This is a genomic window from Fusicatenibacter saccharivorans (assembly GCF_015557635.1).
Lineage (GTDB): Bacteria > Bacillota > Clostridia > Lachnospirales > Lachnospiraceae > Fusicatenibacter > Fusicatenibacter saccharivorans.
On the sequence record NZ_JADNOP010000011.1, the window covers coordinates 107735 to 120717 of the forward strand.

General features: G+C 49.0%; 10 protein-coding genes. 2 read left to right on the forward strand and 8 right to left on the reverse strand.

Going from position 1 to position 12983, the window contains the following annotated elements; genetic code table 11:
- Positions 1–61: 61 nt before the first annotated feature.
- Entirely contained in the window at positions 62–1525 is a 1464-nt protein-coding gene (locus tag I2G42_RS10720; protein ID WP_195531035.1) for an alpha/beta hydrolase domain-containing protein, read from the reverse strand.
- A gap of 388 nt (positions 1526–1913) precedes the next feature.
- On the opposite strand from I2G42_RS10720, the gene I2G42_RS10725 reads away from it, so the two are divergent.
- Positions 1914–3185, forward strand: coding sequence for a prolyl oligopeptidase family serine peptidase (locus tag I2G42_RS10725; RefSeq protein WP_195531036.1), 1272 nt, complete (start codon positions 1914–1916; stop codon positions 3183–3185).
- 116 nt (positions 3186–3301) lie between these two features.
- On the opposite strand, the gene I2G42_RS10730 is transcribed toward I2G42_RS10725, so the two are convergent.
- The 7 genes from I2G42_RS10730 to trkA form a co-directional block, all read right to left on the reverse strand.
- The gene (locus I2G42_RS10730) at positions 3302–4105 is read right to left on the reverse strand and encodes an alpha/beta hydrolase (protein WP_118699798.1); all 804 of its coding nucleotides are present in this window, start codon (positions 4103–4105) and stop codon (positions 3302–3304) included.
- 202 nt (positions 4106–4307) lie between these two features.
- Positions 4308–4508, reverse strand: a complete 201-nt coding sequence (locus tag I2G42_RS10735; RefSeq protein ID WP_195531037.1) for a small, acid-soluble spore protein, alpha/beta type — start codon at positions 4506–4508, stop codon at positions 4308–4310.
- 233 nt (positions 4509–4741) lie between these two features.
- A complete protein-coding gene (locus I2G42_RS10740; RefSeq protein ID WP_195531038.1) occupies positions 4742–5029 on the reverse strand; it encodes an HPr family phosphocarrier protein in 288 nt (95 codons plus the stop codon).
- A gap of 188 nt (positions 5030–5217) precedes the next feature.
- Positions 5218–6594, reverse strand: a complete 1377-nt coding sequence (locus I2G42_RS10745; protein WP_173827095.1) for an MATE family efflux transporter — start codon at positions 6592–6594, stop codon at positions 5218–5220.
- 160 nt (positions 6595–6754) lie between these two features.
- Positions 6755–7834: a histidinol-phosphate transaminase gene (hisC, locus tag I2G42_RS10750; RefSeq protein ID WP_195531039.1), complete on the reverse strand. Its 1080-nt coding sequence runs from the start codon at positions 7832–7834 to the stop codon at positions 6755–6757.
- Between the two features lie 161 nt (positions 7835–7995).
- Positions 7996–9438: a TrkH family potassium uptake protein gene (locus tag I2G42_RS10755; RefSeq protein WP_195531040.1), complete on the reverse strand. Its 1443-nt coding sequence runs from the start codon at positions 9436–9438 to the stop codon at positions 7996–7998.
- A 15-nt stretch (positions 9439–9453) separates the two neighbouring features.
- The gene (trkA, locus tag I2G42_RS10760; protein WP_465220996.1) at positions 9454–10827 is read right to left on the reverse strand and encodes a Trk system potassium transporter TrkA; all 1374 of its coding nucleotides are present in this window, start codon (positions 10825–10827) and stop codon (positions 9454–9456) included.
- 171 nt (positions 10828–10998) lie between these two features.
- On the opposite strand from trkA, the gene I2G42_RS10765 reads away from it, so the two are divergent.
- Complete coding sequence (locus I2G42_RS10765) at positions 10999–12822, forward strand: S8 family peptidase (protein ID WP_195531042.1); 1824 nt, start codon at positions 10999–11001, stop codon at positions 12820–12822.
- Positions 12823–12983: the final 161 nt, after the last annotated feature.

The following is a 12983-nucleotide window of genomic DNA, read 5'->3' on the forward strand; positions in this document are numbered from 1 at the left end:
TTCCGGTGAACGGCAACCTTTATTCTGTTCAAAAGCCGGCTGTATCTGTTTGTTATTTTTTTTATTCCAGCCCGCGTTTTTTTGCAAGCTCCACGGCAATCTCAACCAGCTCCGCCGCATCCTCGCGGCAGACAAAGCCTTTCGTTACCTGCTCTTTTGTGTTTTTCTCTGCCATTTCCCGGTAATGTGCCAGTGTTCCGTACAGCTCTTTTATCATTTCTTTCGAAAACGCCTGCTGATAACCGAACAATCCTTCCTTTTCCGATTCCGGATCCAGGAAATTCTGGCCTTTTTCAATATCGCTGGTATTGCTGTATCTTCCGGTTGGATAGTCAAGGAGGCAGGTACGCAGTCCACCGATTGTATTTCCGAAAGCATCCTTTTTGTTTTCTCCGTCGCTGTCAACCGCAATCCGGTCACAGTGCGCCGGAGCTGCGCCTGTCCGTACCCAGGTAAAGAGATTCCGAAATGCTGCCGCAAAAAGAATCTGGGACGGATAGTCGTTTCCTTCCTCATTTTTTCCCATATAGAATGGCAGATGGTTGATCCGCACCAGATCCGGATCGTTCTGATAGTAGTCCACATAGCTATAGGAAGTGTCATGGCTTGCACCCGTCACATCATACTGGCGGAACAGGAACTCCGGATCATCGCTGTCCGGCTGGGCAATGCGCCATGCTTCCATTCTTCCGTTTTCACTCTCCGTCTGCACAGCGATAAACGGCTCGCGCGCCTTTTCCACACGTGTCAGACTGTAATGGTACGGAGCCATGGTTTCATACTGGTTGACCGGAATACCAAGGGAATGGACTCCTCCTCCGGAAAGGTAGCCATCAAATACACACGCACCGCGTGCCACCTCCGGACGATACGCAAAGCTGTTCAGATAGCGGAACAGATACGAACCCGACTGTGACCAGCCCGTCAAATAGACGTATTCTCTCTTATATTCCCGAATCGGATTCTGCTCCTCATCACCGCGCAGCAGCCACGCCAGGTCTGTCAGCATGTCCCAGAAAAGACCCGTTTCGTAATCATGATTCAGATCGCCGAGTCCGCCCGTGGCCTGCAGTCGCTCCGAGAACGGCACATCCGGCGTCGGGTTGGCCCAGGAAAGACAGCCGTAACGCTTTTCATCAAACTCTACCATTTTTGCGATCGTATTCGGTTTGCTTGTGATTCCCACATAGATATCTCCGTCCCGCACAAATTTCTTCCAGCCGAGAATCCACATGCGGTCAATCTCCATAAAACTCGTTGGGTTGATAATCTCCACTACAACGTTTCCGCTGCATTTTGCAGTGTCCTGCGGTGCACGGACGATGATGCGGTTTGTATACGGCGCATCCACAGTGCGCACACGGACGCCGCCGCGCTCGTCTGCAGTCTCATAGACATTGGCCGTTCCATACATATAATATTCCTTCTCCACATAACCGCGCTCCGACAGCTTCAGGTAACGCTCCGCACTGGCAAACGGATAGCTTTCTTTCGTTACCGGAATCTCCTCTAGTCTTGTAATCATCTCGTAAAACCTCCCTTTTACCTTGTATAATTTTATTATTCCATATCGCTTCAACGCGGAAAACAACGATTCTGCGGTTTTTTGACACTTTTCTGCGGTTTCTGTTTCGATCAGACTTTTTCCGTTCCGGAAACAAAAACACAGAAAAAGCATCTCCGTGCAACTTTATCTCTGATTTGTACTTTTTCTTTCGGAATGTCTGTAGTAGACTGGTATTGTAGGGCAGAAAAAATCTATCATTCCCAATACCGTCTTTTCTGCCCATGCAAACAACTGTACTCTCAAGCTTTTTCTGTACCTGATTTTGTGAGATGATTTTTGTCAGTCGCAAAAGCAAGTGCAGAAAGACTCTGAGCGTACATTCCGTACCAAAGGAGGGTTTTTACAAATGAACGGAACTTATTATACCATTACCGAAGTTTTTGATTTCGGTCCGCATATTTCGAAAGTAATTCTGGATTATGGCAAAAGCATGAAGGGTGCGGTCCCATCTCCGGAGCAGTTTACGGTACACGTTACCCGTACATCCACCGAGGGCGAGGATTTTGTATGGCCGAATTTTATGGGCGACAAACCGGATGACTCGATGGACGGAACCCGCCGCGTTTCGAACGTTTACGTTTCTGACAAAACCGGTGCACCGTGCGAGGACGGTACCTGTCTGACGCTGGAGCTGCCGTGTTTCATCATGGAAGGAATCGGCTCGATCATCAAATTCAATGGTAATTTTAATGTATTTGTCAATGTTGCTTACGATGTAGCACAAGTCTCTGAAATTGCAACAGACGATGGTGCCATTTCTCCGCAGACGTTCGACGTAGACGGCGGAAACCGCGTCATCTACGGTGAATGGCTCAAAGAAGACCGCTACGAGGATCCGCAGATTCCGCTCTCTTACGTTTACTACGAGCCGGAAATGGATGCGGATGAAAAAATCCCGCTGATCATCTGGCTGCACGGCGCAGGTGAGGGCGGACAGGAACCGCCGATTGCAGCAATCGGAAATAAAGTTGTAAACCTGATTTCCCCAAAGGTTCAGAAAATTTTCGGCGGCAAGACCTACCTGCTCGCTCCACAGGCGCCAACCATGTGGATGGATGACGGAAGCGGAGAATATACCAAAGACGGTTCTTCCAAATATACCGAAGTTCTCGATGCCCTGATCGGTGCTTTCGTGGATGCCCATCCGCAGATCGACCGCTCCCGCATTTACATCGGCGGCTGCTCCAACGGCGGCTTTATGACCATGAAACAGATCATTTTCAACCCGTCCCGCTACGCTGCCGCATATCCGGTCTGCGAGGCTCTGGCGGATGCATTTATCTCCGATGAAGACATCCTGAAGCTCAAAGATCTGCCGATCTGGTTTACACACGCAAAAACCGACCCGGTTGTCGTTCCGGATGATTTTGTCGTTCCGACCTATGAACGTCTGGCAAAGGTCAATCCGAATGCACACTTCACCTACTGGGACAAGGTACTCGATCACACTGGAACACAGAAAAACGCGGATGGCACCCCATTCGAATACATCGGCCACTGGTCCTGGATTCCGATGCTGAACGATGAGTGTGTCCTCGATTACGACGGAAAACCGGTTATAACAGACGGAAAAGAGACTCCGATTCTGGAGTGGATGGCTGCACAGAAAAAAGCATAATTTTATAAAACTGCATGGCACACTTCAATGAAGTTTCCTGTGAAGTCAAAAAAATGGTGCGGAGACGCCTCCAAAGAGGTTGTCTCCACACCATTTTTCTGTTTTCATCGGCCTTATCAGATCTGTCGCGTTCCGGCAGACACATATCCGTCGGTTCTCGGAATCCATTTTAGAAACTTCTCGACTGCCAGATTCCAGAATCTCCACTCATGGGTGTATCCCGGTACGGATACCCAGGTGACATCCACTCCATTTTCTTTCAGATAATCCTTAAACTCTGTATTAATCTCATACAGCATATCCTCTTCGCCGCAGGTCACATACAGTGGCGGAATCTTTTTTCCGTCCGCAATAGCTTTTTTCACCAGCCATTTCACATCGAGAGGACCGTCAATCAGACCTTCCACTTTTTCCGGATCGCCCACCGGCATGACTGCGCCGGAGAAGGAACCAATCGCTGCAAACCGTTCCGGATTAGAAAGGCCATGCAGCAGTGCGCCGTAACCACCCATCGATAATCCTGCGATATAGCTGTGTTCCGGCTCCGCGGAAATCGGGAAATAATTGGTCACGAATTCCGGAACCTCTTTGGCTACGAAATCGAAAAACGGTTCGCCGTCCAGAGAATCATGATAGAATTTGTTTTCCCCCGAAATCATCACAACTGCCATGTTTCTCTCTTCTGCAAACATTTCCACATTAGTATAACCTGTCCACTGCGCGTGGTTGTTTCCCATACCGTGCAGTAAGTACAGCACCGGATATTTTTCTTTCACCTCATGTGTCGGCGGCACCGGGTTCTCTTTTCCCGGCATCGGAAGCTGCATTGCCTCCGGAATCGTCACACTCGGAAGAACGACCGTGATATCCACGGTTCTCTTTAACGCATAAGAAATAAAGTTACATACAAGTTTTGCCATTTCCCCATTTTTCTCCTGTCTTTTGATATTGAATCGACCTTTGTAGTCTCATAAATTCAGTATAAACCTTTTGTTCCGATATTCCAATAGACAGAATCTAAAAAGCTTGTATCACTCCTGATACAAGCAAGTCCCAACCCACTGCTGATTGCTTCTCGCAATTGAAGTAGAGGACTTGCTTGATTCGGTTAAACTGTAACGATTACCTCTCTTTCTGTCCTTCCGCCGCCTGCCGCTTCCGCCGTGTCACAAGGCCGCCGATCCGTCCTGTCTCTTTTGCCGTGAGCGACCGCCAGCCATCATTCAGCACGCGGTCTAAAAGTCCCAGTTCGTCCGCGATTTCGTATTTCATTTTTTCCTTCTCAGCCATATGCTCCAGATCGATTTTTTTCTGCTTCGCCATTTTGTTCTGCACTCCTTTTCTCTGCATTCTTTCTTTATTCAGAGTGTAGACACTTTTTCCGGCCTTATACCCCCTGTTTGGGAAACTCTTCTATCGATGTGTCCGCGAAACCGCCTGCCGGCAGCTTTCCCGAAAGCGTATTTGAAAAAGACCTCCTTTTTGGTGGTGCTGTCTGGTTTTTCCTTCAGCTCCCCCAAAAAAGAGGTCCTTTTTCCTTTTATATTCTGTTTTCTTTATTTTTCCGGCGTCTCTCCGAGCCCGCTTTTAATTGCGGCAACAGCCGCCCGAAGTGCTTCCTCTTCATCCTCTCCGCTGCTGCAGATCTCAATAGTGTCTCCCTGCCTGATTCCTGCGGCAACGATACTCAAAATACTCTTTAAATTAACCGTTCCCTGCATCCCGTTGTTTTCATAGGTAAACGACATGGAAGATTTGTACCGGCTTACACTGTTTGACAAATTTACCGCGTTTAAAAGATGCAGACCTGACGGATTGACAATCGTTACTTTTTCACTTACCATCTTACGTTCCACCTGTCTTTCCTTTGTAATCCGCTCATTTTTCTTTGAAAAATGGCTACTTACTCATTTTTTGCCGTGTCCCGAGTTCAAAAATCCTCCTGCAAGCTTTGCCTGCATCGGTTTTTTGACCTTTTGACACTGATATTTTCATGATAGCACAGTTTTGTTAATACAGTTTGAACATTCTGTTAGATACTCCTCAATTCTTTCCGCTTACTCAGCTGACTGAAGAACAAGTAATAAATAAAGTATGCAATCGTTGTGATTACCCACGACAGCGGATAGCAGAAGGCAGCTCCTTTTAAGGAGTGGAAATGCGGCAGAACCGCCGTCATCCACACGATACGTACTCCACAGATTCCTATTCCGGTGATAAACATCGGAATCCATGCATCTCCGACACCGCGGAGTGCACCGGAAAGGATTTCGATGGAAATGTAGGTAAAGAAGGTCGGAACCAGGAAATGGATCAGTCCGTGACAGATTTCACGCACCGCCGTATCTGTGGTAAACAGAGAAATCAGTGTATCACCGATAAACCACATAAACACAACCATCAGACCCGTCATCAGGAATGCCATGATCATGCTGGTGCGCACACCGCGGTGTACACGATCCATCTTTTTCGCACCGTAGTTCTGACCGACAAAGGTTGTCGCCGCAATACCGAGCGCATTGATCATCATCCAGAAAAGACCGTCCACCTTTCCGTAAGCCGCCCACGCAGCCACATTGTTGGTTCCCAGCGAATTGACAGCAGACTGAATAATCACGTTCGATACCGAGTACAGAATCGACTGTACGCCTGCCGGAAAGCCAATGCGGATAATTCGTTTGAGCATAATCCAGTCGATGCTGATTTTCCGCAGATGAAGCCGGTAAATATCTCTGGTCCGCATCAGAGAGCCCATAACAAGAACCGCACTGATGATCTGCGACAGAATGGTCGCAAGCGCCGCGCCCATAACACCCATCTGCAAACCGACAACAAATAAAAAGTCAAGCGCGATATTGGTCATACAGCAGATGATCAGATACAGCAGCGGACGTTTCGAGTCGCCGACCGCACGCAGGATACCGGAACCCATATTGTAAATCAGGTTTCCGATGGTTCCAAGGAAATAGACACGCATATAAATCAACGCATAGTTTACAACGTCATCCGGCGTGTTCATCAGCTCGAGCATCCATCTCGAGCATCCAATGCCGACTACCGTCAGCACAATACCTCCGAGAATGGAAAAGGCAATGGACGTGTGCACTGCCCACTGAACCTTGTCCTCTTTATTGGCTCCGTAATGCTGTGAAATAACAACTGTCGCACCACTCGAAAGGCCGACGAAAAATCCGACCAGCAGATTGATCAGCGTACCTGTCGTTCCGCCGACCGCCGCAAGTGCCTGTTTTCCGAGAAAGTGTCCGACAATCATGGCATCTGCCGTGTTGTAAAGCTGTTGGAAAAACGTTCCGAACAGAATCGGCAGGAAAAAGATCAGAATCTGCTGCCAGATAACACCTTCCGTAATCTGATTTACCTTTACTACTTCTTTCTTCTCTTTGTTCATACCCAAATACCTTCTAAAACTGCCGCCGGATCTCATGGCTGATTCCGACAGCAGTCCCCCTTTAAAATTTTCTTCTGCTCCTCTGCAGATACTCTTCTTCTGTTTTATATTTTCAGCTGCTTCATCCCTCTTGGCAAGCGGATATTTGCAATCCGCTTCGCTACTTGCTTGATTCGGTTAAGTAATCTTTCAAAAAATCAAACAGCGTCTGCATTTCTTCCCGCGTGCCAATCGTAATACGCAGATAATTGTCAATGCGGGGTTTCTCAAAATACCGCACATAGATGTGTCGTTCCCGGAGTGCCTGAAAAATCTTCCCGGCCGGTACGCTTTTGTGCGTTGCGAAAATAAAGTTCGATTTCGAATCTTCGAAAGAAAATCCCAGCTTTTTCAGCTCCTCCTTCGACCACTCTCTCGTTTCCATCACTTTTTTCACCGTCTTGCGGAAATATTCCACATCACGGATCGCTGCGGCTCCGGCTGCGATCGTGGTCTGATTCATGGTATACGAATTGAAAGAATATTTCACATCATTCAGATACGAAATCATCTTCTCATTTCCGATTGCATAGCCGATGCGCATGCCGGCAAGCGAACGGGATTTTGATGTTGTCTGCACAACCAGCAGGTTTTCATATTTTTCCAGCAGCGGCTGCGCAGTGGCTGCTCCGAAATCCACATATGCCTCATCTACGATCACAACCACATCCGGGTTATGCTGCAATATCGATTCGATCGCAGAAAGCGAAAGCTCCACACCCGTCGGTGCATTCGGGTTCGGGAACACAATTCCGCCATTTGGATGGTTCTCTGCAAAATACTGCTCCGGCACAATGCAGAAATTTTCATCGAGCGGGATCTGCTCGTACGGAATACGGAATTCCTCCGCCCAGACATCGTAGAAGGAATACGTAATGTCCGGGAAAAGAATCGGTTTATCAGAGTTAAAATACGTCATAAAAGCCATTGCCAGAACGTCATCCGAACCGACGCCGACAAAAATCTGTTTCGGACTTACATGGTAGACATCCGCGATCGCCTGCACCAGTTCTGCCGCGGTCGGATCCGGATAGAGACGGAGGGTATCCTCTTCTGCTACCCGTCTGATCGCCTCTGCGGCTTTTGGTGACGGCGGATACGGATTCTCATTCGTATTCAGCTTGATCATATCAGCCTCATGCGGCTGCTCGCCCGGTACATACGGCACAACTTTTCTTACATTCTTTTCCCAGTTACTCATAAGTTCCTTCCTTTCTGCCTGTGGTCAGGAAATGCACCCTGACTTTATTCCGTCTTTCTGTTTTTTTGGAAAACCCTGTGAATCGTAACCATTTTTTCTTCTCCTTCTGCTCCGGCAGTTTCCCGCCGACGCAAAGTCCCTCTTTTTCCCGGTGAACCGCTTTATCCTCTCTTCTTCCAGGTAGACGGATAGAAAAGGATCAGCATCGGAAACAGTTCCAGACGGCCTGCCAGCATATCAAAAATCAGAATCAGCTTGGAAACCGGACCGTATCCAAAGAAGTTACTGGTCGGTCCTACCAGGTCAAGACCAGGTCCGATGTTGTTCAATGTTGCGGCAACTGCCGTGAAGTTTGTCTCGAAGGAAAATCCATCCACACTGATGATCAGCATGGAAAAGCTGTAGATCACCAGATAAACAATCAAAAATACGTTGATCGCCCGCAGAACCTCATGCTCTACCGGGTGATCGTCGAAACGGATGCGTTTGATACTGCGCGGATGCACGATCGAACCAAGCTCTTTTTTCACGGTTTTTAAGAGGATCAGGATTCGCGAAACCTTGATTCCGCCTCCCGTTGAACCGGCGCAGGCTCCGATGAACATCAGCATCACCAGAATACATTTTGACAGCTCCGGCCAGAGGTCAAAGTCCGTTGTGGAATAACCCGTTGTCGTGATAATCGATCCGACCTGGAAAAAGGCGGTTCGTACCGTCTCACCGACGGAATGGTACATCGGGTAGGTATTCCAGGAAATCACGCCTCCTGCCAGAAGGATAATCAGGAAATACGCTCTTACCTCCTGGGACGAAATGGCGGCCTTTCCCTTTTTGCAAAGCATCAGATAATAAAAGTTAAAATTCACACCGAACGCGATCATAGCGATTGTCAGAATCCACTGCTGTATCGGTGTGTATGCTGCACAGCCGCTGTTCAACACGGCAAAGCCTCCTGTTCCGGCAGCTCCCATGGCGAGTGTGACAGAATCAAATGTCTTCATGCCGGAAAGCAGCAGGGCAGCAATGGTAAAAAGTGTCATGCCAAGATAAATCTGATACAGAATTTTAGCAGTTCCGCGCACTCTCGGAACAAATTTGGAAACAGTCGGTCCCGGGCTCTCTGCCTTCATCAGGTTCATGACGGAACCGCCCTTCATCGGAAGCAATGCAAGGATGAATACAAGAACACCCATACCGCCAATCCAGTGGGAAAAACTTCTCCAGAACAGGCTGGCATGCGAAAGTGCTTCCACATCGCTCAAAATGCTGGCTCCTGTCGTTGTAAAACCGGAAACGATCTCAAACAGGGCATTGATATAAAACGGAATTTCCCCCGTAATCACAAACGGAACCGCGCCGAAAACACCAAGGACAACCCAGCTTAACGAAACGCAGACAAATCCGTCGCGGGAATAGATTTCCATATTGGACGGTTTTCTGAAGCAGAGGATCAGACCGGCTGCAATGCAGAGCAGTCCCCAGATAAGATACGCAAAGCCTGTCTTTTCCTGATACATGGCTCCGACCAGCGCCGGAAGCAGCATCAGCATACCTTCCACTTTCAGCACCCAGCTGATGACAAAACGAATCATTTTATAGTTCATAATCCGCTTCCCCCGTTACTCTGCCAGAATCTCATGGATATCCTGAAGACCGGTTTCCGTTGTTACGATAATGACGGAATCTCCTGCCTTAAAGGAATCCTGTCCGCCCGGAATGATGACCTTTCCCTGTCTGTTAATCGCTGCTACCAGAAGGTTCGGCCGTGTTTTCATATCCTGCAGACGGATGCCGATCATACGGCAATTCTGGTTCACGATAAACTCAAGAGCCTCCACACGGTCTTCCATCAGCTTGTACAGCGTCTCAACGTTGCTTCCGATGGAGTTTTTCATTGCCCGGACATACTGCAGAATGTACTCTGCGGTGATGTGTTTCGGGTAGATCAGGCTGTCCAGGTTCAGGCTGTGGATAACATCATTAAATTCCAGATGGTTGATTTTCGTTACAACCTTTGAGGATACCTTCTCTTTCGCATACAGCGACAGAATGATGTTTTCCTCATCCATATCGGTGCAGGCCACAAAGGAATCCATATTCTGGATGCGCTCCTCTTTTAAGAGCTCCTGGTCACTTCCGTCACCGTAAATAACGGTTGCATCTGGCAGTGCTTCGCTTAAAACCTCACAGCGATCCTTATTTTTCTCGATAATCTTGACATCGACGTTCATATTTGCCAGTGATTTTGCGAGATAATACGTAATTTCACCGCCGCCAACAATCATCGTATTGTGTACCTTGTTTGTATGAACACCGATTTTCTTAAACAGGCTCTCTGCGTTCTGCGGTGTGGTAATGATGGAAAGGCTGTCTTTTGCCTGGATCACAAAATTTCCATCCGGTATGTAAACCTCGCCGTTTCGCTCAACAGCACAGACCAGCAGACTGTACTGAAGCGCTCCGGCCAGCTCACGCAGCGACATATGGACAATTTTCGATGTTTCCGGCACTTTAAAGCGCAGCATTTCGATTCTTCCGCGGGAAAAGCTGTCGATCTCAATCGCAGATGGGAACCGCAGCAGTCTTGCCATTTCCATGGCGGCCGCGTGCTCCGGGTTGATGATCATGGACAGACCCAGCTTTTTACGGATAAATTCTCTCTCCTCCCGATACATCGGATTTCGAACTCTGGCGATGGTGTGACAGTCTGCTGCCTGTTTGGCGATGACACAACAAAGCAGGTTCATTTCATCACTTTTGGTTACGGCAATCATCAGATCCGCATGCTCAATATCCGCCTCCTGAAGCACCTGATAGCTTGCTCCGTTTCCTACAATTCCCATAACGTCATAGGTGTTGGAGACGTTGCGGACGACAATACTGTCTGTGTCGATGACCGTCACAAGGTTGTCCTCGCGGCTCAGCTGGGCGGTCAGTGCGGCTCCGACTTTTCCGCAGCCCACAATGATAATTTTCATGTTCTCTCCCTTCAATGCAAAAGCATTTCGCGTAAAATAGTAAAGACCCGCCAGGCGGCATCGTAAAACCATTTTTCGATGCACTCCAAAAAGCAGATCTGTACCCCTATTGTACGATGGCGATTATATCATATTTCCAGGAAAAGCGGAATAGATTTTAACAACATTTTGGACGGAGTTTTTGTAATGATTGATCAAAAAAGGGAAAACCTGTTGAACCTTGCGCTGGCCGCAACGGAAGTCGAACGGCGGCGTGTGCCGGAGCTTTCGGCAGGTTATAACTCTTACAGCAAAACATGGGAAGTAATTGTACAGTATCAGGGAGACCTGGCTTTTCTGGAGGAGCAGGGAGTTCGTGTGACGCTGCTGCTGTTTTCGTATGCCATTCTTCTGGTTCCGGAGTCCCTGATGGATTACGTGACAGGACTGCCGCAGATTACCTATCTGGAGAAACCGAAATTACTTTATTTCGCAGATGCATTTGTGCGGAGCATATCCTGTATTACGCCTGTGCAGGAGGGGGTTATGGGTCTGTCTGGGAATGGGGTGCTGCTTGCATGCATTGATTCAGGCGTGGACTATGCGCATCCTGATTTCTGCGCACCGGACGGGACAAGCCGAATTGCAATTTTATGGGATCAGACGATTCCGGGGAATCCTCCGATGGGGTATGCTCTTGGGTCGGTATATACACGGCAGCAGATCAATGAGGCACTTGCATCTTCTACGCCGGAAGAACGGTTTGCCCTCGTGCCGTCCCGCGATGTGACGGGGCATGGGACAGCGGTGCTCGGAATCGCAGCGGGAAATGGGAGATCCTCGGCAGATGCGGCCATGCGGGGCGTGGCACCGGAAGCAACACTCGTGGTCGTAAAGCTTGGGAATCCTGATCCGGCGGATCTGCCGCGGACATCGCAATTGCTGCAGGCGGTGGATTTCTGCGTAAGATATGCACTTCTGGTGGAGCGGCCGCTTGTGACTAATTTGAGCTTCGGGAATAATTACGGTTCGCACAGCGGGGATTCCTTACTTGAAACGTATTTGAATGCAGTGTCAAATTTAGGGCAGAACGTGATCTGTATCGGGGCAGGAAATGAAGGGGATACCGGACGCCATTATGCCGGGAACCTAAAGTCGGATCGCAAGTCGTCCGGTCAGACGCAAACAGTCCGTGCGACATCTGATCCGGCTGCGACGTCTGCGGTCTCGGCAACGGCTGACCGCGCTGTCTCCGTCGAATTTCAGGTCGGTGCTTATGAATCCTCGTTCAGTCTTCAGATCTGGAAGGTTTATGGGGATGAAATTTCGATCGAGCTGATTTCCCCCGGCGGCATCCGCTCCGGCACGCTATCCCCTGTCCTCGGCACGGCGCGTCTGACGCTTGGTTCGACAGAACTTCTCCTGTTTTATGGCATGCCGTCCCCCTACAGCCAGGCACAGGAAATTTACCTGACTTTTCAGGGCACAGGAAGCCATCTGTCCGTTGAAAATGGCATCTGGACCTTGCGTCTCACCCCCGGCCGCCTGATCTCCGGTTCCTTTGACCTCTGGCTTCCCGGCGGAAACGCCATCGGTCCACAGACACGCTTCTTCTCCCCCGCTACCGACACCACACTCACCATCCCTTCCACCGCCCGCTCCGCCATCACGGTCGGTGCCTACGATCCCCGCCTTTCCTCCTATGCCAGCTTCTCCGGCCGCGGCTATACCCGTATTCTCCACGAAATTAAACCTGATCTCGCCGCCCCGGGTGTCAATATCCCAGCTCCCCGTTCCGGCGGCGGCTATGCTTCCTTCACCGGCACCTCGTTTGCCACGCCTTTTGTATCGGGAAGCGCCGCTCTTATGATGGAATGGGGTATTCTGCGCGGAAATGACCCGTTTTTATATGGTGAAAAGCTGAAAGCTTATCTCATCGCAGGCACAAAACCCATCGCATCCGAGAGCGAATACCCGAACAGGCGGGTGGGATGGGGACGACTTTGTTTAGAAAGTAGCCTGCCAGATTAAAGTTATTGAAGGATTCGATAGAAGAAATAAAAGCGCAATGTAAAGAGTTAAACGACAAATGAGACATATTTTTATCTCTGTACTATCTTGTACTTTGCTACGAAAATAAAACTCGTAGCAAGGTACTTATAGTGTTCATTTGTCGGGCAACTCTTTTTTAT

Excerpts from the sequence above, each read along its gene's own strand:
- I2G42_RS10740 (WP_195531038.1), bottom strand. The coding sequence starts at position 5,029 with ATGGTAAGTGAAAAAGTAACGATTGTCAATCCGTCAGGTCTGCATCTT.
- I2G42_RS10735 (WP_195531037.1), bottom strand. The coding sequence starts at position 4,508 with ATGGCGAAGCAGAAAAAAATCGATCTGGAGCATATGGCTGAGAAGGAA.
- I2G42_RS10755 (WP_195531040.1), bottom strand. The coding sequence starts at position 9,438 with ATGAACTATAAAATGATTCGTTTTGTCATCAGCTGGGTGCTGAAAGTG.
- I2G42_RS10745 (WP_173827095.1), bottom strand. The coding sequence starts at position 6,594 with ATGAACAAAGAGAAGAAAGAAGTAGTAAAGGTAAATCAGATTACGGAA.
- I2G42_RS10720 (WP_195531035.1), bottom strand. The coding sequence starts at position 1,525 with ATGATTACAAGACTAGAGGAGATTCCGGTAACGAAAGAAAGCTATCCG.
- I2G42_RS10765 (WP_195531042.1), top strand. The coding sequence starts at position 10,999 with ATGATTGATCAAAAAAGGGAAAACCTGTTGAACCTTGCGCTGGCCGCA.
- hisC (WP_195531039.1), bottom strand. The coding sequence starts at position 7,834 with ATGAGTAACTGGGAAAAGAATGTAAGAAAAGTTGTGCCGTATGTACCG.
- I2G42_RS10725 (WP_195531036.1), top strand. The coding sequence starts at position 1,914 with ATGAACGGAACTTATTATACCATTACCGAAGTTTTTGATTTCGGTCCG.
- I2G42_RS10730 (WP_118699798.1), bottom strand. The coding sequence starts at position 4,105 with ATGGCAAAACTTGTATGTAACTTTATTTCTTATGCGTTAAAGAGAACC.